This window comes from Streptomyces luomodiensis, assembly GCF_031679605.1.
GTDB classification, from domain to species: domain Bacteria; phylum Actinomycetota; class Actinomycetes; order Streptomycetales; family Streptomycetaceae; genus Streptomyces; species Streptomyces luomodiensis.
Genome location: NZ_CP117522.1, coordinates 8552646 through 8573248 on the forward strand (window position 1 = coordinate 8552646; position 20603 = coordinate 8573248).

At 67.5% G+C, this 20603-nt stretch carries 19 protein-coding genes; 18 read left to right on the forward strand and 1 reads right to left on the reverse strand.

Annotated features, from left to right (window positions below; genetic code table 11):
- Nucleotides 1-18: 18 nt before the first annotated feature.
- From PS467_RS36000 to pntB, 12 genes are all read left to right on the forward strand, one after another.
- A complete protein-coding gene (locus tag PS467_RS36000) occupies nt 19-1212 on the forward strand; it encodes an acyl-CoA dehydrogenase family protein (RefSeq protein WP_311038739.1) in 1194 nt (397 codons plus the stop codon).
- A gap of 730 nt (nt 1213-1942) precedes the next feature.
- Nucleotides 1943-2674 (forward strand): FadR/GntR family transcriptional regulator, encoded by a 732-nt coding sequence (locus tag PS467_RS36005; RefSeq protein ID WP_311038740.1) that lies wholly within the window; start codon nt 1943-1945, stop codon nt 2672-2674.
- Between the two features lie 421 nt (nt 2675-3095).
- The gene (locus PS467_RS36010) at nt 3096-3839 is read left to right on the forward strand and encodes an SDR family NAD(P)-dependent oxidoreductase (protein WP_311038741.1); all 744 of its coding nucleotides are present in this window, start codon (nt 3096-3098) and stop codon (nt 3837-3839) included.
- Between the two features lie 43 nt (nt 3840-3882).
- Nucleotides 3883-5094: an acetyl-CoA C-acetyltransferase gene (locus PS467_RS36015; RefSeq protein ID WP_311038742.1), complete on the forward strand. Its 1212-nt coding sequence runs from the start codon at nt 3883-3885 to the stop codon at nt 5092-5094.
- A gap of 38 nt (nt 5095-5132) precedes the next feature.
- Nucleotides 5133-5972 carry an aspartate/glutamate racemase family protein gene (locus PS467_RS36020; RefSeq protein WP_311038743.1) on the forward strand — a complete coding sequence of 280 codons (840 nt, stop codon included), beginning with the start codon at nt 5133-5135 and terminating at the stop codon, nt 5970-5972.
- Nucleotides 5969-6325 (forward strand): carboxymuconolactone decarboxylase family protein, encoded by a 357-nt coding sequence (locus PS467_RS36025; protein WP_311038744.1) that lies wholly within the window; start codon nt 5969-5971, stop codon nt 6323-6325. The genes PS467_RS36020 and PS467_RS36025 overlap by 4 nt, the downstream gene beginning before the upstream one ends.
- A gap of 186 nt (nt 6326-6511) precedes the next feature.
- Nucleotides 6512-7261 (forward strand): SDR family NAD(P)-dependent oxidoreductase, encoded by a 750-nt coding sequence (locus tag PS467_RS36030; RefSeq protein ID WP_311038745.1) that lies wholly within the window; start codon nt 6512-6514, stop codon nt 7259-7261.
- A gap of 55 nt (nt 7262-7316) precedes the next feature.
- A complete protein-coding gene (locus PS467_RS36035; protein ID WP_311038746.1) occupies nt 7317-8096 on the forward strand; it encodes an SDR family oxidoreductase in 780 nt (259 codons plus the stop codon).
- A 16-nt stretch (nt 8097-8112) separates the two neighbouring features.
- Nucleotides 8113-9720, forward strand: coding sequence for a class I adenylate-forming enzyme family protein (locus tag PS467_RS36040; RefSeq protein ID WP_311038747.1), 1608 nt, complete (start codon nt 8113-8115; stop codon nt 9718-9720).
- Nucleotides 9713-10516: an enoyl-CoA hydratase/isomerase family protein gene (locus tag PS467_RS36045; RefSeq protein WP_311038748.1), complete on the forward strand. Its 804-nt coding sequence runs from the start codon at nt 9713-9715 to the stop codon at nt 10514-10516. Before PS467_RS36040 ends, PS467_RS36045 begins: the two co-directional genes overlap by 8 nt.
- A 103-nt stretch (nt 10517-10619) precedes the next feature.
- Nucleotides 10620-12149 (forward strand): Re/Si-specific NAD(P)(+) transhydrogenase subunit alpha, encoded by a 1530-nt coding sequence (locus PS467_RS36050; RefSeq protein ID WP_311038749.1) that lies wholly within the window; start codon nt 10620-10622, stop codon nt 12147-12149.
- A gap of 5 nt (nt 12150-12154) precedes the next feature.
- A complete protein-coding gene (gene pntB / locus PS467_RS36055) occupies nt 12155-13573 on the forward strand; it encodes a Re/Si-specific NAD(P)(+) transhydrogenase subunit beta (RefSeq protein WP_311038750.1) in 1419 nt (472 codons plus the stop codon).
- A 168-nt stretch (nt 13574-13741) separates the two neighbouring features.
- Here the strand turns inward: pntB and PS467_RS36060 are convergent, their stop codons facing one another.
- Nucleotides 13742-15058, reverse strand: coding sequence for a CoA transferase (locus PS467_RS36060; protein WP_311038751.1), 1317 nt, complete (start codon nt 15056-15058; stop codon nt 13742-13744).
- Between the two features lie 372 nt (nt 15059-15430).
- Between PS467_RS36060 and PS467_RS36065 the strand changes: the two genes are divergently transcribed.
- The 6 genes from PS467_RS36065 to PS467_RS36090 all read left to right on the forward strand — a co-directional run bounded on the left by PS467_RS36065 (nt 15431) and on the right by PS467_RS36090 (nt 20599).
- Nucleotides 15431-16309, forward strand: coding sequence for an HTD2 family dehydratase (locus PS467_RS36065; RefSeq protein WP_311038752.1), 879 nt, complete (start codon nt 15431-15433; stop codon nt 16307-16309).
- A 185-nt stretch (nt 16310-16494) separates the two neighbouring features.
- Entirely contained in the window at nt 16495-16692 is a 198-nt protein-coding gene (locus tag PS467_RS36070; protein ID WP_311038753.1) for a hypothetical protein, read from the forward strand.
- A 261-nt stretch (nt 16693-16953) separates the two neighbouring features.
- Nucleotides 16954-17187, forward strand: a complete 234-nt coding sequence (locus PS467_RS36075) for a hypothetical protein (protein WP_311038754.1) — start codon at nt 16954-16956, stop codon at nt 17185-17187.
- An 81-nt stretch (nt 17188-17268) separates the two neighbouring features.
- Entirely contained in the window at nt 17269-18753 is a 1485-nt protein-coding gene (locus PS467_RS36080; RefSeq protein WP_311038755.1) for an aldehyde dehydrogenase, read from the forward strand.
- 157 nt (nt 18754-18910) lie between these two features.
- Nucleotides 18911-19084, forward strand: a complete 174-nt coding sequence (locus tag PS467_RS36085; RefSeq protein WP_311038756.1) for a hypothetical protein — start codon at nt 18911-18913, stop codon at nt 19082-19084.
- A 93-nt stretch (nt 19085-19177) separates the two neighbouring features.
- Entirely contained in the window at nt 19178-20599 is a 1422-nt protein-coding gene (locus tag PS467_RS36090; protein ID WP_311038757.1) for an MFS transporter, read from the forward strand.
- Nucleotides 20600-20603: the final 4 nt, after the last annotated feature.

Consider the following 20603-nt stretch of genomic DNA (forward strand, 5'->3'; position numbering starts at 1 on the left):
ACCGAAAGGAGCCAGAACATGGATCGACTGGCCGGCACCGACGACCTGACCGAGGAGCAGCAGGAGATCCTCAAGGTCGTCCGGCAGTTCGTCGAGGAGAAGGTCATACCCGTCGCTACGGAGCTGGAGCACCGTGACGAGTACCCGGCCGAGATCGTCGAGGGCATGAAGGAGCTCGGCATCTTCGGCCTCGTGATCCCGGAGGAGTACGGCGGGCTCGGAGAATCGCTGCTGACCTACGCCCTGTGCGTGGAGGAGATCGCCCGCGGCTGGATGAGTGTCTCGGGCGTCATCAACACACACTTCATCGTGGCGCACATGATCATGCGTCACGGCACGGAGGAGCAGAAGCGCAAGTATCTTCCGCGCATGGCCACCGGAGAGGTGCGCGGCGCGTTCTCCATGTCCGAACCCGGCCTGGGCTCGGATGTCGCGGCAGTGTCGACGAAGGCGACCCGGCTTGACGACGGCTCCTACGAGATCACCGGCCAGAAGATGTGGCTGACCAACGGCGGTTCGTCGAACCTGGTCGCGGTCCTGACCAAGACCGACGAAGGCGCGGACTCGGTCTACCGGAACATGACGACGTTCCTGGTGGAGAAGGAGCCCGGCTTCGGTGAGACGGCTCAGGGCATCACGGTGCCCGGCAAGATCGACAAGATGGGCTACAAAGGCATCGACACCACTGAGATGGTGCTCGACGGCCACCGGCTGGCCGCCGAGCAGGTTCTCGGTGGCCAGCCCGGCAAGGGCTTCTACCAGATGATGGACGGCGTCGAGGTGGGCCGGGTGAACGTTGCGGCACGCGCGTGCGGCATCGCCAACCGCGCCTTCGAGCTGGGCATCGCCTACGCCCAGCAGCGCCGAACGTTCGGCAAGGCGATCGCGGAGCACCAGGCAGTCCTGTTCAGGCTCGCGGAGATGGCGACGAAGGTGGAGGCGGCGCACGCCATGATGGTCCGCGCCGCTCGCAAGAAGGACTCCGGCCTGCGCAACGACGTCGAGGCCGGGATGGCCAAGATGCTGGCGAGCGAGTACTGCAAGGAGGTCGTCGAGGCGTCCTTCCGTATTCACGGCGGATACGGCTACTCCAAGGAGTACGAGATCGAGCGCCTCTACCGCGAAGCGGCCTTCATGCTGATCGGCGAGGGCACTTCCGAGATCCAGAAGATGATCATCGGCCGGAGCCTGCTGAAGGAGTATGCGCTGTGAGGCACAGCGGACGGCAGCAACGTTGAAGCCCGCCCCCGGGACCGTCTTCCGATGGTCCCGGGGCGGGCGGTTTCGTCCAGTCGCGCCGCGCAGCGGCGGCTACGGCAGGGAAGCCTCTTCGACGGTGTCTCCGTCATCCTTGCTCTCGGAAGCCGGGCTCCGGACGCGGAGCGCTCCGCCGGGTCGCCGAAAACCGCAGTGCGCGACGGAGCCGGTGAGCCTGGCGCCGGGAGCGTGAAGGATCTGACAATTAGCATTATGGAAAGATTGCCGCTACTGTCAATGGTGTGGACGTGCACGTGGACGGAGGGACTGCGGTGCTGTTGGCCGCATGACGGAGGTTGACGCACATGCGAGGGGCCGTCTTCCTGGGAACCGGACGGTGCAGCAGTGGCGGTGCGCCGAGTTCATCGCTCGTGGCGCGCTGCCCGTAGACGATCTGTCAGGCCGTGGCGACTTGAGCAAGTCGCGGAAGCGTAGGCGGAGTTCGACAAGCAGACCGGCGGCAAGGGGGTCTTCCTGTTCGAGGGGAGCGCTGGGGCCCGAGTCGGTCGCACGTATCGCTGCGCCAGCGTGTCCCGTCGGCCTGGGCAGACACCTGACGGTGCACAACATTTTCCTGTACGACAATTAGTCGTGCTGGGCATGAGCTACATTTTGAGAAGCGTGGAGAGCGGCGCGTCTGCGGCGCGACCAGCGTCGAAGGTCCGGTCGAGGAGAGAGGTACGAGGTGGCCGAGTCAGGGAAAATGGCGCCGAAGTTCAAGGCGCGGCAGGTGACCCGCCCCCGGGACCAGGTCGAACAGCAGATGAGGGAAGCGATCCTGGGCGGACAGTTCGCGCAGGGCGACAAGCTCCCGCCGGAGACCGAGCTGGCGCAGCAGTTCGGTGTGAGCCGACCCACTGTGCGCGAGGCGCTGGGTGCCCTGGTCAGTGCAGGGCTCATCCGCAAGATCCCTGGAGTGGCCGGCGGAAGCTTTGTGAACACCGTGACGCCGGACTCGCTGAGCAGAATGCTCGGTGAGTCGGTCGACACCATTCTTCGTCTCGGGGCATTGGACCTGGTGGAACTGACGGAGGTGCGGCGGATGCTCGAGACCCCGGCCGCGCGGCTGGCCGCCCGGCATCGCACGGACGAGCAGCTGCGTGAACTTCACGCGATCGTCGAGCGGCAGCGGACCACGACGATCGACGACCCGGGTATTCCGGGGTACGACCTCGCGTTCCACACCACCATCGGGCAGGCCTCCGGCAACCGTCTGCTGGCGGCGTTCATCGGCTCCGTGCACGACTCCACGCATCCGGCGCAGTACCTCGACGTCACCCAGGAAGTGGGCCGTCGGACCGTCAAGCAGCACATTGCGATCTTGGCCGCCATCGAGAGCGGAGACGAGGCGGCGGCAGCCGAGGCGATGGAGTCGCACCTCGATTACGTGCTGCGGTATTCCACGCCGGAGAAGTAGCTCGGCGGTTGCGACCGACGCCGGTTGCCGGCAACCGAGATTCCGTCGGTCGGCGGGAGTGGCCGCCGACCGAGCGGCCGACGTAAGTCGTTTCTGGTGGTGAACGACCGCGTGTCGACAGGCGTTCACCTCCCCCTTCGCCGAGGCGGCCCGCTAAGGGCGGTCGTCCGGCCCCCGGGTGCACGGGACTGATGTTGCCCCTCCCGGGTCTACTGACGCGTGACGTCACCCGCGTCCTTTTTGCGAACGTCCAATTTTGCGAATGTCCAAGGCCTCAGCCCGGTCGGTGCTCCGCTCGCCCTCTGATTCGAACACCAGTTCGCACCTCGTGGTGCCGACGTGCTCTCCGGGGCCGGTCGTCACACTTGGACTGGTTGCAAAAACCTTGACAGCCAGGTCAATGTCAGACACCTTGAGGGTCATGGCTCATCACGTAGCGATTGTCACGGGCGCGGGCCGGGGGCTGGGCCGCGCGATTGCCCACAGTTTGGCCCGCCGCAAGCTGACCGTGGTGCTGGCCGGGCGCACGCCCGAGCCTCTTTCGGAACTCCGGGACATCATCGTCGGCGAGGGCGGCACCGCTCTGGCTGTGCCCACGGACGTGGCCGACGCCTCGTCGGTCCAGGAGCTCTTCGACACCTGCCTCGAGGAGTTCGGGCGGCTGGACGTTCTCGTCAATAACGCCGGTGTCACCGCCCAGGTCAACCTCGCCGACATGTCCGAGGAGGAGTGGGATCAGATCATCAGCATCAATGTACGGGGCATGTTCCTCTGCAGCCGAGCGGCGGCCCGACACTTCGCCGTAGTGGGATCCGGGAGGGCCGTCAATATCGGCTCGGTCTTCGGCCTGCTCGGCCGACCCGGCTTCACCGCTTACGGGGCGTCGAAGGGGGCGGTCACCAACTTCACCCGAGCCGCGGCCGCAGAGTGGGCGAAGTTCGGTGCGCAGATGAACGCCGTGGCACCCGGCTACTTCGCGACGGACATCAACGCCGAACTCCGCGATGACGCGGCAGCCGTCGCCAAGGTGCTGCGGCGGATTCCCGCGCGGCGGATGGGCCGCCCCGAGGAACTCGCCGACCTCGTCACCTATCTGTCCCTGGACGCTCCGGACTTCCTGACGGGGCAGACCATCGCCATCGACGGCGGCGAGTCGAGTGTCTGAGCCACGCCCCGAAGGCGTCTGAGCTACCGCGAAGGAGAGAAACGTGTTCGAGGCCGTCATATGTGAACCCGTGCGCACCCCGGTGGGACGTTACGGGGGAGTCTTCAAGGATGTTCCGGTGGCACAGCTGGCCGCCGGCGTGGTCCGGGGTCTCGTCGAGCGCACCGGTATCACGGGCGCCGACATCGACGACGTGGTCTTCGGCCAGGGCTACGCCAATGGCGAGGCGGCGGCTCTCGGTCGTATCGCGGCCCTGGACGCGGGCCTCGACATCACCGTCCCCGGCCTGCAGATCGACCGACGGTGCGGATCCGGACTGCAGGCAGTGCTCTACGCCTGTATGCAGGTTGCCACCGGCGGATCGGAGTTGGTGCTGGCCGGGGGCGCGGAGAGCATGAGCCAGGCCGAGTACTATGTCCCTGGCATGCGCTGGAACCAGGGCCGTCAGCCGCAGCTGCTCGACCGCCTCGCGCAGCCGCGCGTCAACTCCGGCGGTAATCGATTCCCGGTGGCGGGCGGGATGATCGAGACCGCGGAGAATCTCCGGGCCGAGTACGGCATCAGTCGCACCGAGCAGGATGAATGGGCGGCCCGCTCGCACGAGCGAGCTGTCAGCGCCATCGAACGGGGCCTGTTCGAGGACGAGACGATCCCGGTGGTGGTGCCACGTCGCAAGGGCGACGACCTTACGGTCACCGTCGATGAACATCCCCGCCCGGGGACGTCGGTCGAATCGCTCTCGCGCCTGAAGCCGATGCTCGGCGGCACCATCGACGGCGCGACCGTCACCGCGGGCAACTCCAGCGGCCAGAACGACGCTGCTGCGGTCGCGATCGTCACGACGCCGCAGCGTGCCGAACAGCTCGGGCTGCGCCCCTACGCACGTCTGGTCAGCTGGTCCCTCGCCGGGGTTGAGCCGCATCGGATGGGTATCGGCCCGGTCGTGGCCACGAATCGGGCGCTCGAACGCGCCGGCCTGTGCTGGGCGGACCTTGATCTGGTGGAGCTCAACGAGGCGTTCGCCGCCCAGGTGCTGGCCTGTTTTCGCGAGTGGAAGCTCACCGACGCCGATCTGGAGCGAGTCAACGTCAATGGATCGGGCATCTCGCTCGGTCATCCCATCGGTGCCACCGGCGGCCGGATCATGGCCAACCTGCTGCGCGAACTGGACCGCAGGGAGGCCCGATTCGGCCTGGAGACGATGTGCATCGGCGGCGGCCAAGGCCTTGCCGCGATCTTCGAACGCCTCGCGTGACCCCACGCCCACACGCACACTGACTGGAGGCACAGCCCGTGGCTCGTATTCGCTATCTCAGTCTGTCCAACGCCGCCTATTCCCCGAACTACTTCCCTTTCCTGCGAAAGTACATCGACGAATTCGTCGGCCCGGACACCGAGGTCGAACTGTGCGGCACCCGTGTCGGGCGCATCGACAGCTTCCGCTTCTTCGAGAGCCTCGACTCCGTCTCGATCCTGGATTGGGTCCTGGACGCCGAGCAGTCGGGCTTCGACGCGGTCGCCATCGGCAACATCCTCGACCCGGGGCTGCGCGAGGCCCGCTCCATGGTCGACATTCCGGTGCTCGGATACGGCGAGACCTCGATGATGACGGCATGCCTGATGGGCAGTCAGTTCTCGCTGGTAGGCGTGAATCCCTACTTCGGCGGGCGGTTCGAGGAGAACGTCGCCAAGTACGGTCTGCGGGAACGTCTCGCAGGCATCGAGTGCATGGACCTCACCCCGCACGAGCTTGACGCCTGCTTCTCCGACGAGGACGGCCGCAAGCGCGCCATCGACTCCTTCGTGGCCGCTGCCCGGAAGACCATGGAGCGCGGAGCCGAGGTCATCATCCCGGCCGGCGGGCGCATCACGGCCTTCCTCAACTCCACCGGTCTGCGTGAGATCGACGGCGCCCCGATTCTCGACGGCACGGCGACGCTGCTTGCGATGACGGAGTCGGCCATCCGCATCCGGGAGACCGCGGGCGCGTTCGTCAGCAGGCGACGGCTGTATGCGAAGGCGCCGGCCGCGGTGATCGGTGGAGCGGCCGCCGAGTACGCCGAGAGCTACGGGCTGCCCGCGCTGTCCCGGCTCGCCGATTCCGTCAACGTCACTGAAGGGGAAGAAAAATGACGACAGCCAATGGTGCGGCGCCGGTCTACCCGCTGAGCGCGCAGGAGACGCTCGTCTCCAATCTGGACCTGCTGCGGGAGACGTCAGGTCCCGTGGCGGACGCGTTCCGCGGTCTGCGTCGGGCGGCCGACGACCACGGCCCGCTCGAGGCCAAGCAGCGCGAACTATGCCTGCTGACCGGATTCGCGGTGAGCCGCAACGAGCCCGGCTTCCGCGTCCACTGCAACCGAGCGAAGGACGCGGGCGCTACGGTCGAGGAGATCGAGCAGGTCGTCATCCTCATGCTCGGTACATCTCTCGGTCTGGTCCCCGTCGTCGAAGCGCTCAACTGGGTCCACGACGAACTGCGCTGACCCTCAGTGGCCTCCGGTCTCTACAGGAGCACACTGCTCGCATCTGTCAGGCATTTTCATGCGTGGTATTTACCGACCGGTCAGATAGGGAAGGTCCTGGATCGACACCGGCAGCACCAGCAAGGCCGCCCCCTTTCCCCCGGGCGTGACCACCCTTCAGCCGCACACCAATCGACAGGAGGACACATGACTGACGTCAACACCTCGAAGAAAGCCCTCGTGGTGGGCGCCGCGTCGGGGATCGGCCGTGCCACCGCACTGCGCCTGGCCTCGATGGGTATCACCACCGCAGTCGCAGACCTGAACGCTGACGCCGTACGGGAGCTGGCGAAGGAGAACGAGCACATCGTCGGTGTCGGCGACGCGGCGTGGGACGCAACGGACCCTGGCGCCTGCGAGCGACTGGTGGAGGAGACGGTCACCACCCTCGGCCGGCTCGACCACGTGATCTCCACGGTCGGGTGGACGGCCATTACGCCCTTCTTGGAGGAGACACCGGAGTACTGGCGCAAGATCGTCGACCTCAACCTGATGTCGGGCGTCTACCTCGCGGCTGCCGCCGGCAGGGCGCTGCGCGACCGCGGCGGGAGCATCGTCCTCACCGCGTCCGAGGCGGGCAAGGTCGGCATGTCGGGAGAGAGCGTCTACTCCGCGGCCAAGGGCGGTGTCATCGCGCTGGTCAAGTCCCTGGCTCGGGAGTGGGCCCGGCACGGTATCAGGGTCAATGCCGTCGCCCCCGGCATCTCCGCGACGCCGCTGCTGGAGGAGCAGGGCGGAGACGCCCTGCTGGAGAAGGCCATCCGAGGGGTTCCGATGCGCCGGGTGGGCCGGCCCGAGGAGATTGCTGCCGCCCTCACGTTCATCGCCCTCGATGACGCCAGTTACATCACCGGGCAGACCCTGTGCGTCGGCGGTGGACTGACGATGACGTCATGACAGGGCCGACTGCGGGCCAGAGGCCTACAAACGACTTGTGACAGGTGGGTAAAGCATGGAACTGACAGGCAAGACAGTCATCATCACCGGTGGCTCCCGGGGTATGGGCCAGCGCCTCGCGCTCAAGGTCGGCGGGGAGGGAGCCAATGTCGTCGTCAACTACCGGCGCGACGCGGCAGCGGCCGAGGAGACCGTCGCCCAGATCGAACAGGCCGGCGGCAGCGCCCTCGCGGTGCAGGCCGATGTCTCGGAGACGGACGCCGTCGAGTCGTTGGTGTCGGCCGCCGCTGACCGGTTCGGCAAGATCGACGTCGTCGTCGCCAATGCGGCGGCCAGCGCTTTCAAGCCGCTCTCGGAGATCCACGCCCACCACGTCGGCAAGACGATGGGCATCACTGTCCAGGGTCTGTTGGACCTGGCCCGGGCCAGCGCCCGGCACATGCCTCCTGGCGGCCGGATCGTCGCGGTCTCGGGCTGGGACAGCTTCCGTGTCCTGCCGGGCCATGGTCTGCTCGGCGCAGCCAAGGCGGCGATGGAATCGATGGTCCGGTACTTCGCGGTCGAACTCGGACGACAGGGCATCACCGCGGTCGGCATCTGCCCGGGGCCGATCGACACCGACTCCTTCCGCTTCTACGCGGGTGAGGCATGGGAGGAGTACGAGCGCCAGTGGCTGAGCCAGACACCGTCCGGCGCCTACCCAGAGCCCGAAGAGGTCGCCGACGTCATGGCGTTCCTTTGCTCTCCTCGCAGCGCGGCCATCAACGGACAGACGATCGTCGTCGATGGCGGGCTCTCGGTCGCCACCATGCCCATCGGCTTCGGCCAGAGCTGACGGAGTGGTCACCACGATGAACGACTCCGTGCAGACGGTCGCCCACCTGATGCGCCAGATCGAGCGGCGGCCAGGCGCCTCGCTCGCGGCAGAGCAGATCGGCACATCCCGCCGCTACACGATCGCCGAACTGGCCGAGGCGTCCAACCGCCTGGCCAACGCGTTCACCGGACTCGGGCTCGCCCCCGGCGATCGTGTCGCCTATGTCGCCCAGAACCACATCGCGTACATGGTCCTGGAGTTCGCCCTGCTCAAGGCTGGACTCGTGAAGGTCCCGCTCAACCACCGATTCGCCCCGCATGAGCTGCGCCGCTGCATGGAGATAGCCGACGTGCGGCTTGTCCTCGCGGACGCGGAGTCGGCCGTGGCTGTCGACGAGGCAGTCGCGGGGGAGGGGCCTGTGAAGGTCGTCATCGGCGAACGCCCGGGCTGGCGCTCCTTCGACGCGCTGGTCGCTGCGGGCTCGCCGGTGCGCTCCCAGGTTCCCGTCGGTCCCGACGACCTGTACCACATCCGGTTCAGCTCGGGTTCCACCGGCAGCCCCAAGGGGATCGCGATATCGCAGAGGGGTGCCCGCTCGGCCATCCTGGGCAACACCTGGCTGATGAGCACCAGCGGGCCCGTGCTCGCTCCCCGGACTCTACAGGTGGCACCACTGGTCTACGCCGGTGGCTGGAGCGTCCTGCCCACCTTGCTGCGTGGCGGTACCAACGTCGTGCTGCCCCGTTTCGACGCCGACGAGACGCTGCGTGTGGTGCGCGAGGAGCGCATTGACTGGATGTTCGCCGTGCCGACCATGCTGCGTCGGATGAGCCAGTCCAATGAACTGGAACAGCTTCGTGGTGCCCAGCTCTCCTGCCTGAACCTGGCCGGCGAACCCGCCGCGCTCCCGGCCCTCGAGGTCGTCAGCGAGTACACCGACGCCCTGGTCCAGTCCTGGGGGCAGACCGAAGCACCTGCTTCCACCACCCTGCTGAGCCGACAGGAGATGAAGTCGTCGGCACTGTGGTCCTCTATCGGCCGTCCCATCCCGGGTGTCGAGTTCTCACTGTTCGTCGACGGCAGCGTGCTCGACGAGGTGGAGGCAGGCATACAGGGTGAATTGGTGATCCGCACTCCCAGCGTCACCACCGAACTGCTGGGTGCGGAGGCCGAGCGCGCGGGCCGCCTACTGGCCGACGGTTGGTGGCGCACCTCCGACCTCGGTCACTTCGACGACGAGGGGCGCATCACCATCGTCGGCCGGGCCAGCGAGACGATCATCACCGGCGGCACCAACATCCAGCCCGTCGAGATCGAGCGGGCCTTCGAGAATCACCCCGCCGTTCGCGAGACCGTCGTCGTCGGCGTCCCCGACGTCCAGTGGGGCGAGACCCCCGCTGCCCTCGTCCACACGCCGGACATCGACGCACTCACCAAGGAGGACCTCGACCTCTGGATGAGCAACCGGCTGGCTCGCTTCAAGCGGCCGCGGCACGTCTACCTCTCCGCAGACCCGATCCCGCGGGCATCGGGCGAGTCGAAGATCGCGCGCGGTGACATCAAGAAGCTTCTGCGCGGCTGGGTCGAGGACCCGACGCGCGTCCCGAACAACGTGACCAAGGTGGTGGGCCCCCGTGGATGAGGTGGTGATCGAGGAGACGGACGGGATCGGTTCGGTCCGCCTGAATCGCCCAGGACGGGGCAACTCGGTGACGCCGGAAGTCGTCACCGCACTGGGCGACGCTGTCCGGCGGCTGTGCGAGAAGGAGAGCGTACGCGCGGTCGTCCTCACGGGCACCGGGTCGGTCTTCTGCGCGGGTGCCGACGTCCGGGAGATGCATGACGTCTACCGCAACGACGGAGCCGACGCGCTCATGGACTACCTGGCCGACGTGTGGATGCCCGCCGTGCAACGGACCGTGCGGGGGCTCTGGGCCGCGCCGAAGCCGCTGGTTGCCGCTTTCAACGGTGCCGCCACGGCCGGTGGGCTCGACTTCGGCCTCGCCTGCGACGTCCGTATCGCGGCAGACACCGCTCGGTTCGCCGAGAGTTACGTCAACCTTGGCATGGTCCCGGTGGCCGGCGGCGCATTCCTGCTCCCGATGGTGACGGGCCTGCCCGCCGCCACCTACCTTCTGGCCTCCGGCTCCTTCGCCGATGCCTCCCAGGCGCTGGACCTGGGCATCGTCAGCGAAGTTTGCGCGGCGGATGAACTTGTCGTTCGCGCACGGAAGGTGGCGGCCGAGCTGGCCCACGGCCCTGCCGAGACGTTCGCGCGGACCAAGCGGATTGCCCGTGCTTCGTCGACGCAGGCGCTCGAGGCCGCGCTTCGCGACAGCCTCGACGCGAACGTCGAACTGATTGCCCGTCCCGAGGTGCGGGAGCGCATCCTCTCGGTCATGGACCGCTTCGCGCTCACCGGTAGCCGGTCGGGCTGACCAACCACAGGAAGAACCGACGCGCGATGCCCCGACCGAGCGGAACCACGCCGACATCAGGGGATATCGACGTCCGGCGTACAGAACAGCAGAGGAGAGCGTGGTGCGCATCGGTGTGCTGAAGGAGTCCCTGCCGGGGGAGACGCGGGTGGCCGCGACCCCGGCCACCGTGGCACAGCTGGCGAAACTTGGCTATCAGGTGGTGGTCGAGCCCGGGGCGGGAGAGACGTCGAGTTTCTCCGACGCGGCGTACGTTGCGACAGGAGCCGCAATGGGCGATCCGCTCGCGGCCGACATCGTGTTCGGTGTAAACCCGCCCTCGGACCGGCAGCGGGACGGGCTGAGCCCCGGGACCACCCTGATCAGCTTGCTCAGGCCGGCACTCGACCCCGAGCTCGTCGCGGACCTGGCGCGGCGGTCGATCACCGCCCTGGCGATGGATGCGGTGCCGCGGATATCCCGGGCGCAGTCACTCGACGTGCTGTCCTCGATGGCCAACATCGCCGGCTACCGGGCCGTCGTCGAAGCAGCCCACGAGTTCGGCCGCTTCTTCACGGGGCAGGTCACCGCTGCGGGAAAGGTCCCACCGGCCAGGGTACTGGTAGCCGGAGCCGGTGTCGCCGGCCTCGCGGCGATCGGCACCGCCCGCAGTCTCGGTGCGGTCGTTCGTGCCACTGACCCGCGGCCCGAGGTCGCCGATCAAGTCAAGTCACTGGGCGGTGAGTACCTCGCCATCGAGTCCCCCGAGAGCGAAGTCAGTGCCTCCGGTTATGCCAAGGAGATGGGGGACAGCTACAAGGCCCGCGAGAGCGAGCTCTACGCCGCGCAGTGCGCGGAAGCCGACATCGTCATTACCACCGCCCTGATCCCGGGGAAGCCGGCGCCGAAGCTGATCACCGCCGAGATGGTGGCTGCCATGAAGCCCGGCAGTGTGATCGTCGACATGGCCGCGGCCAACGGCGGCAACGTGGCCGGCACGGTCGCGGGCGAGAAGGTGGTCACGGACAACGGGGTGACGATCCTTGGCTATACCGATCTGGCAGGAAGACTGCCCGCCCAGGCCTCCCAGCTGTACAGCAACAACCTGGTCAACCTGATGAAGCTGCTGACGCCCGGCAAGGACGGCGCACTCGTCCTCGACCTCGACGACGTGGTGCAGCGTGCCATGACCGTCGTACGCGAGGGAGAACTGCTGTGGCCGCCACCGCCGGTCCAGGTGTCGGCGACCCCGGCAGCCAAGCCCCAGGTCACGGCGCTCGCGCCGGTGGCGGAGGACAAGCCGCCGGCCTCCTCGGCGCGGCGATACGGCTCGGTCGTCGGCGCTGCGGTCGCGCTCTTTCTAATCGGCGCGGTGTCACCGCCCGTTCTCCTCGGCCACCTCACGGTGTTCGCGCTCGCCGTCGTCGTCGGCTTCTACGTGATCGGGCACGTACACCACGCCCTGCACACGCCGTTGATGTCGGTGACCAACGCGATCTCCGGAATCATCGTGGTCGGTGCGCTGTTGCAGATCGGCCACGGAAACGCGGTGATCACGGTGGTCTCGGCAGTTGCGATTCTGCTCGCCGGCATCAATGTCTTCGGTGGGTTCGCCGTCACCCGGCGCATGCTCGCCATGTTCTCCAGGAGCTGACACCCATGGCTGTCGATACTGCCGCGCAGGCGGCCTACATCGTTGCCGCGCTGCTGTTCATCCTCGCCCTGGCGGGACTGTCGAAGCACGAGACGGCGAAGGCGGGCAACGCGTTCGGTATCGCGGGCATGGCGCTCGCGCTGGTCGCTACCCTCGGTCTCGCTCTCGACCACGACATCGACGGCACCGGGCTCGAACTCCTCATCGTCGCGGCCGCGATCGGCGCGTTCATCGGCATCAAGCGAGCCCGCGCGGTCGAGATGACCGGGATGCCCGAACTCATCGCGCTGCTGCACAGCTTCGTGGGCCTCGCCGCCGTGCTGGTCGGCTGGAACGGCTACCTGCTCGTCGAGGCCGACCCCGACAGCGCCGAGGGACAGGCGCTGCGGGCCACCCAGACGCTCGGCATCCATCACGGCGAGGTCTTCGTCGGTGTCTTCATCGGCGCCGTGACCGTCACCGGCTCGATCGTGGCCTTCCTCAAGCTGTCAGCGCGCATCAAGTCGGCACCGCTGGTCCTACCGGGCAAGAACGCGCTCAACCTCGGGGCCCTGGTGCTCTTCGCCGCGCTCACCACGTGGTTCGTACTGGCCCCCGCGCTCTGGCTTCTCGTGGCGGTCACCGTGATCGCGCTGCTGCTCGGCTGGCACCTGGTCGCCTCGATCGGCGGCGGTGACATGCCGGTCGTGGTGTCCATGCTCAACAGCTACTCCGGCTGGGCCGCGGCCGCCTCCGGTTTTCTGCTGGACAACGATCTGCTCATCATCGTCGGCGCGCTGGTCGGTTCGTCCGGAGCCTACCTCTCGTACATCATGTGCAAGGCGATGAACCGCTCCTTCCTCTCCGTCATCGCGGGTGGCTTCGGTATCGACGCGGGGCCCGGCGGTGAACAGGAACAGGGGGAGCATCGGGAGACCACCCCGGAGAACGTCGCCGAACTTCTGCTGCAAGCCGATTCCGTGATCATCACGCCCGGTTACGGCATGGCGGTCGCGCAGGCCCAATACGGAGTGGCCGAACTGACGAGCAAGCTGAGGGACAAGGGTGTGGATGTCCGCTACGGCATCCACCCCGTCGCCGGCCGCCTGCCCGGCCACATGAATGTGCTGCTGGCGGAGGCGAAAGTGCCGTACGACATCGTGCTGGAGATGGACGAGATCAACGACGATTTCGACGGCACGTCCGTTGTGCTCGTGATCGGAGCCAATGACACCGTGAACCCCGCTGCCACCGAAGATCCTGGCAGCCCGATCGCGGGTATGCCCGTTCTGCGTGTCTGGGAGGCCGACAACGTGGTGGTCTTCAAGCGGACGATGGCCTCTGGTTACGCCGGTGTGCAGAATCCGTTGTTCTTCCGGGAGAATGCCACCATGCTCTTCGGTGACGCGAAGGAGAGGGTGGAGAACATACTCCGAGCACTCTGACACCTCATACATGCACAGCAGCACCGGGCTCACGGAAGCGGTATCCGTGAGGCCGGTGCTGCTGTGCATGTATGAAAGCGACTGGATCGAGACCGGAAGCCAGGCCGCGGCGGTCAGGAGCATGGCGTAGGTCCTGATGGACAAAGAACAAGGCAAGTCGACGCGCCGTTACACCGATCGCTGCGAGGACGAGTTCGCGATCAGTTCTGCGCTGTCCGCGGTCACGCCGACCGCACCGGCTTCTTGCAGCCGGCCGATCTCCTTGGCGGAGAGCCCCAGGATGTCCGACAACACCTCCTCGGTGTGCTCACCGAGACGTGGTGCAGGGACGGGAGCGGCCCCCGCTCCGTCCCAGCGCAGCGGGCTGCCGGTAGCCAGCACAGGGCCGATGCCCGGTTGGTCCAGCTCCGCTGCCACCGACCTGGCGTCCGCGCGTGCGGCACTCGCCACCTGCGTCATGTCGAGGTAGGGGCTCCACAGGACGCGCGCGACGTCCAGCGATCGGCGCACCGTCCCGAAGTCCCGCTGCGCGAACCACGGCCGCATCACCGCGGCGATCGTCTCGCGCAGCCGGTAGCGGTCGCTCTCCAAAGTCAGGTCGGCATCGAGAGCCTGCTCGAGTGCGGCGAAGACCTCTGCGGTACCGGTCACCTTGCGCAGCGCGGACCACTGTCCCTCGGTCAGTGCGACCACCATGACGCGATGGCCGTCCGCAGTCTCGAAGTCCACACCGAATGAGCCGTACATGTGGTTCCCGTGCCGGGCGCGTGGTGTGCCGCGCATCTCTGCTTCGGCCAGCCACCCCATGCTGCCGACGCCGGCCAACGCCACGTCGGCCAGCGCGAGTTCGAGCCGGGCCCCTTGACCTGTCTGGTCGCGGTGCATGACGGCGGCGAGAACCCCATTGGCCGCGATCATGCCGGACAGCAGGTCCCAGGCCGGCAGCACATGATTGACCGGCCGCTCGGTGTCCTGTGGCCCGGTCATCCGGGCCACGCCGATCTCGGCGTTGACGGTGTAGTCGACAGCAGGCGACCCGTTGTTCCGGCCCTGGAGATGGACGTGGATGACGTCCCTGCGAAGGGCGCGGAGCTCGTCGTAGGTGGGCCGGTGCCGGCCGACCATATTGTCGAGGAAGATTCCGGACCGGGGCCCAGGAGCCGTGGCCAGTGCGAGGAGCAGCTCGCGCCCCTGGGGGCTGCGGTGATCAATGGTCACCGACCGCTTTCCCTTGTTGAGCCCGGTCCAGAACAGACTGTCGCCCCCCGAGGAGAGCGGCCAGCGCCGGAAGTCGCTCCCGCCGCCGGGGGGATCGACTCGGATGACCTCCGCGCCGAGTTGCGCGAGCGCCATCCCGGCCGATGGTGCGGCCACGAAGGATGCACCTTCGACGATCCGGAGGCCGCTCAGAGGCTGGAGAGACGGTGTCAACGTGGTTCCCTTTCCAGGCAGATGCCTTCTACGCGGCCCGGGAGTGCCGGTCAAGCAGCGGGCCCCTCAGGAGAGGGTTCAGCGGAATACCTCAGGACGTAATGCAGGTGCTCCTCCATGGCTGCGGCAGCTCCCTCGGCGTCTCCGAAGCGGCCCGTGTTGAGTCTCTGCCCATGCCTGCGCTGCCTTTGTTCGACTGCCAGCCGACCTGCCGAGTGCCCGTGGGGTTCGCCCAGGTGTGTGCGACAGGGGCTCCTCACGAAGGCACGGATCGGTCAGGACTCTAGGTAATTGACAAGCGTTCCATTGTCTTACAGTAGAGTCAAGGTCAACATGAGCCGGTCTGGGCCGGTGGCTTACGCGCCGACCGACGCCCCAGACCCGCATCCGGTACCCACCACCTGGCTCGGAAGGGAAGCACCCGCCATGGAACCCGCGTCCATGTCACACCCCCTCGGCTCTTACGTTGAGTCATGGCAGCCGGCACCGGTCAGCGATGAGGACACCCTGCGGCCTGGCCCGGCCGCAGCCCTCTCAGCCGTCCTGGACCTGCCCGATGCGGCCGTCAAGCCTGGGGATCCGCTGCCCCCGCTGTGGCACTGGCTGTATTTCCTGGCGTGGCCCGCACAAGCCGAACTCGGCCACGACGGTCATCCCCGTGAGTCCCGGTTCCTGCCGCCTGTCCCCGACCGTCAGCGGATGTTTGCGGGCGGACGATGCCGCATCCGTGAGCCACTGCGCCTGGGTGAACCGGCCGAACGCGTTGTCAGCCTCGGTGCCGTGACGCCGAAGAGCGGGCGCAGCGGTGAGCTGCTTTTCGTCACCGAGCGTCGCGAGTTCCGCCAGCGCGGCCGGACCTGCCTCGTCGAGGAGCAGGACATTGTCTACCGCTCAGGCCGCAGCGCGGTCGCCGGGCACCATCCAGACATCGACCACACCACACTTCCTGAGGCAGTGGGCCCCTGGCGGATACGAATCCAGCCGGACGAACGCCTGCTCTTCCGTGTCAGCGCCCTGACCGCCAACGCGCACCGGATCCATTACGACGTGCCCTACTGCCGCGACGTGGAGGGCTACCCGGGCCTCGTCGTTCACGGCCCACTGCTCGCCCTGCTGATGCTGGAACTGGTACGACGTGAGTCCCCGCACCGGAGAGTGGGCTCCCTGTCATACCGATTGCATCGACCGGTCTTCGCGGGTGAGCACATCCTTGCCGACGGTGCGCCCACCGCGGACGGAGCGGAACTCGGCATCGCCACCCACCGGACGGCTCGCCACGCAACAGCCGAGGTGGTGTTCGCATGAGCGAGAGTGCGGTGACCACCCTTGACAAGGTATCCCGCTGGTTGCCACTCTCTTAATTGTCAGACTAACAGGTCGCCCCCATCGGACGTACCTGTCGCACAGACGCAGAGGGGCGTGCCCGTATGGGACCGGTCGGGTTCATCGGTGTCGGTGTCGGAGTCACGCGATCCGCGATCGGGAGTCGCATGGTGGGTGAGCGCGACCTGCGGGTCACTGATCACGATCCGGCTGCTGCGGACGCGCTGGTCGAAGCAGACGCGGTGTTCGTCGTCGACTTGCTGGTCGGCCCGGGTGGCCTGGTCGATCCGCGGCGTCCCGGCGCCGTGGTGAGCGACACGACGACGAACCCCCGGACGCCGATGCCTGGATTACTCAGGTACTGAGGCCGAAGGGCGCGGAGTTCGGTGATGCCCCTATCGCGGGAGGGCTGCGCAAGGCCCGTGATGGCGCGGCGGCCCTGGTGGCGGGTTCGTCCCCCCGGGACGTACGCGAAGATCGAGCCGTTGTTGAAGGCGACCGTATAGCCCGCTTGCGCGCGGGTCCGGTCGGCGTCGGCCGCAACCTGAGGGGTGGTCAACGACCGCTTCTTCGCGAGGCAGTGCGCCTCGGCCAGACGGCCGGGCTCGAGTGGGACGTGCTCGTCGGTGGCCAACCGCTCGAGCCGGCGGAACTGCCCCACCGAGCACACGTTCCTCACCCTGCTGAGCGGGGACACCCACCAGCCGCAAGGCCTCCCCCTCGCGCTGATGTGCAAGGGCATGACTCCGGCCAACCACATGGTCGCCGCGCTCGGCCACGTGCCGATCGCCACCTTGGTCCAGGAGCTGACGGCGGAGGCCGTCGAGCCTTCGGCTCGGACGCAGCCCGGCGCGAGTTGATGGCCGAGAGGTACGAGAAGCAGTGACACGACAGTCGTGACGACGGCGCCAGGCGGCGCCGGACAAGGAGGACTCGGAACCATGTCGATCGAGTCGTATTCGATGCTCATCAACGGTGAGTGGCGCGCGAGCTCGGATGGGGAGACGTTCGAGTGCATCAACCCGTTCACCGGTGAGTCGTGGGCACGCGTGCCCCGGGCGACCGACGCGGACGTCGACGTGGCGGTGAAGGCCGCGGAGCGGGCGTTCACCGAAGGGCCCTGGGCGTCGTCCACACCGAAGCAGCGCGGCGCCCTGCTGCGTAAGCTGGCCGAGCTGATCACCCAGCAGGCGGAGCCGCTGGCTACCACGCTCGTGCGGGAGAACGGCAAGCTGATCCGCGAGGTCGGCGGGCAGGCGCGTGCCCTCGCCGACAACTGCAACTTCTTCGCGGGCGTCGCCGAGATGCCACTGGGCGACACCCTGGCGAGCAGCATTCCGAACATGGCGGGATTCACCGTGCGTGAGCCAGTGGGTGTCGTCGCGGCGATCACGCCGTGGAACAGCCCGCTCACTCTGCTGATCATGAAGCTGGCGCCCGCGCTGGCGGCGGGTTGCACGATCGTCGTCAAGCCCTCCGAGGTCACTCCGGTCTCCACGCTCATCCTGGCGAAGCTGATCGAGGAGGCGGGTTTCCCGAAAGGCGTCGTGAACGTGGTGACTGGGGCCGGGGACGTGGGCGCGGCTCTCGTCGCGCACCCGGGCGTCAAGAAGATCTCGTTCACCGGCTCGACCGCGGTCGGCAAGCAGATCGCCGCGATCGCCGCGTCCCGGATGGCCCGCGTCTCGTTGGAGCTGGGGGGCAAGTCACCCAACATCGTTTTCCCCGATGCCGACCTGACCAACGCGGTCAGTGGTGTCATGGCGGGCATTTTCGCCGCCACCGGGCAGACATGTCAGGCGGGCTCCCGGGTGCTGGTGCACGAGGAGATCTACGACGGGTTCACCAAGGCCGTTGTCGAGCGGGCGGCTCAAATCAAGCTCGGCGACCCGCAGGATCCCGCGAGCGAGATGGGCACGGTCGCGAGCAAGGCCCAGCACGAGAAAGTGCTTCGCTACATCGACATCGCCAAGGCCGAGGGCGCGACGCTCGCCACGGGTGGCAAGGTGCCCAAGGACCCGGCGCTGGCCAATGGCTTGTTCGTGGAGCCGACGGTGTTCACCGACGTCACCAACGACATGCGGATCGCCCGTGAGGAAGTTTTCGGCCCCGTCGCGTCCCTCATCCGCTTCACCGACGAGGACGACGCGGTGCGCATCGCCAACGACACCCCGTACGGCCTGGCCGCCGGCGTCTGGACGAACGACGTCGGTCGCGCGCACCGAATGATCCGCAAGCTGCGGGCCGGGACGGTCTGGATCAACAACTATCGCCAGGTGAACCACGTCGGCCCCTTCGGAGGCTTCGGCGAGTCGGGGATGGGCCGGGAGAACGGACTGCACGCGGTGGACGAGTACACCGAGGTCAAGACCGCATGGATCAATACCGGCGGCAAGATCGCGGACCCGTTCAACCCTCGGGCCTGACGCCGGTCCGAGCGGAGAAGAAGGAGTGGTGGCGGGCAACGCGACCGAGAAGGGGACGGCCATCGTGGTCGGCGCGGGTGCCGGCATCGGCCGCCCGGCCCCTGCGCGCCTGCCGGCCACGCGCGGTGCAACCCACACTCGCGGCAGACCTGGACACGTGCGCGGTGGCCCAGCCGGCCGCCGAGTGCCCGGCGGCGGCGCCGTAGCCGACCGCAGTTGGGGCGCCGCCGATCCGGAGGCCAGTGTCGTGGCCAACGGACAGAACATCGTGGTCGACGGGGACCTGTCCCTGGCGACCGTGCCGACCGAACCGTCAGTCCTCCCCGTTTGAGCTCGACTGTCGCGAGGTCCTGACGGCTCCGGGGCACCGCATCTCATCGCCCGTGCACGGGAGCGATTCACAACGTTGTGGAGAGAAATGACAATGCACGAGCAATTGACGACGACCGGACAGGTACCCGATACCGCTCCTGAGGTCTCGTCGAAGGTGATGCGCAAAGTAGCGTCGGTGAGCTTGATCGGCAACATGATCGAGTTCTACGACTTCTTCATATATGCCACTGCAGCAGCGCTGGTGTTCCCGCACCTCTTCTTCCCCGCGCTCGGTGACTCTGCCGGTGCCGTGGCCTCCTTCGCGACGCTCGGTGTGGCGTTCGTGGCGAGGCCGGTGGGATCTGTCGTCTTCGGGCACATGGGTGACCGGCTGGGTCGCAAACGGACACTGGTCATCACGCTGCTGACGATGGGGCTTGCGACCTTGATCGTCGGCCTGATGCCGACCGCTTCGCAGATCGGGGTGGCGGCGCCGATCATCATCGTCGTGCTCCGCCTGCTGCAAGGCCTCGCGGCGGGCGGGGAGTGGGCAGGCGCTGTTCTCTACGCTGCGGAGTACGCCCCGGGGAACCGGCGTGGCTTCTGGAGCAGCTTCCCGCCCACAGGGTCGGGGTTGGCGCTCGCCCTCGGTAACTCCGCCTACATCCTGGTCGGCCTGTTCACCAACGACGAGTCGTTCATGAGCTATGGCTGGCGGATCCCGTTCCTGTTCAGCGCCGTGCTGGTGGTGGTCGGCCTCTACATCCGACTGCGAACGGCCGAGACGCCCATCTTCAAGCAGCACCTGAAGTCTGGCGAGACCACCCGAGCGCCGCTGGGTGAGGCGCTGCGCGCACAGCCGCGTCAGGTGCTCCTCAGCGCCGGCTCCGTGCTTGTGATCTTCGTACTGTATTTCGTCGGTTCGACGTACTTCATCAGTTACGGCACGGCGGACCTGGGACACAGCCGTAACGCCGTTCTGGCCGTGGTCATGGCGGGCGGCCTCGCATATGCGGCGGCGTGCCTGGCCTTCGGGCGCCTGTCCGACACTTACGGGCGCCGCCGGATGCTGATGCTGGCGACCGGGCTCGGCGCCGTGTGGTCGTTCGTGGCGTTCCCGCTCGCTGGGACCGGCTCGCTCGTCGCGTTCGCCGTCTCTGCGATCGGCTTCCTGGCGATCAGCGGTGCGGCCAACGGCCCGCTGGGTTCCTTCTTCGCCGAGCTGTACCGCACCCACTACCGCTACACGGCCGCAGCCCTCAGCTACAACGTGGGTGCTGTGCTGGGCGGCGGTGTACCGCCGCTCATCATCGCCTCGATGGTCGCGTCGCTCGGCATCATGTCCCTGGCCTGGTTCCTCGCGGGGGTGGGAGCGTTCAGCGTGGCCTGTCTCCTGCTGTTGTCCGAGACCCGGACCCGGAAGCTCGACGCCGACCACGAGGTCAGCGGTCGACGGGGCGACGGTCCGGAGTGTGATCGCCGACCTGATAGCGGGGCCGTCGGAGCGCAGGCCCCGGAACAGAGCTCGAACTGAGGGA

Bases quoted from the DNA above. Each gene is read 5' to 3' on its own strand.
- PS467_RS36000 (WP_311038739.1), top strand. From the start codon at position 19: ATGGATCGACTGGCCGGCACCGACGACCTGACCGAGGAGCAGCAGGAG.
- PS467_RS36030 (WP_311038745.1), top strand. From the start codon at position 6,512: ATGACTGACGTCAACACCTCGAAGAAAGCCCTCGTGGTGGGCGCCGCG.
- PS467_RS36040 (WP_311038747.1), top strand. From the start codon at position 8,113: ATGAACGACTCCGTGCAGACGGTCGCCCACCTGATGCGCCAGATCGAG.
- PS467_RS36025 (WP_311038744.1), top strand. From the start codon at position 5,969: ATGACGACAGCCAATGGTGCGGCGCCGGTCTACCCGCTGAGCGCGCAG.
- PS467_RS36080 (WP_311038755.1), top strand. From the start codon at position 17,269: ATGTCGATCGAGTCGTATTCGATGCTCATCAACGGTGAGTGGCGCGCG.
- PS467_RS36090 (WP_311038757.1), top strand. From the start codon at position 19,178: ATGCACGAGCAATTGACGACGACCGGACAGGTACCCGATACCGCTCCT.
- PS467_RS36065 (WP_311038752.1), top strand. From the start codon at position 15,431: ATGGAACCCGCGTCCATGTCACACCCCCTCGGCTCTTACGTTGAGTCA.
- PS467_RS36035 (WP_311038746.1), top strand. From the start codon at position 7,317: ATGGAACTGACAGGCAAGACAGTCATCATCACCGGTGGCTCCCGGGGT.
- PS467_RS36010 (WP_311038741.1), top strand. From the start codon at position 3,096: ATGGCTCATCACGTAGCGATTGTCACGGGCGCGGGCCGGGGGCTGGGC.
- pntB (WP_311038750.1), top strand. From the start codon at position 12,155: ATGGCTGTCGATACTGCCGCGCAGGCGGCCTACATCGTTGCCGCGCTG.
- PS467_RS36070 (WP_311038753.1), top strand. From the start codon at position 16,495: ATGGTGGGTGAGCGCGACCTGCGGGTCACTGATCACGATCCGGCTGCT.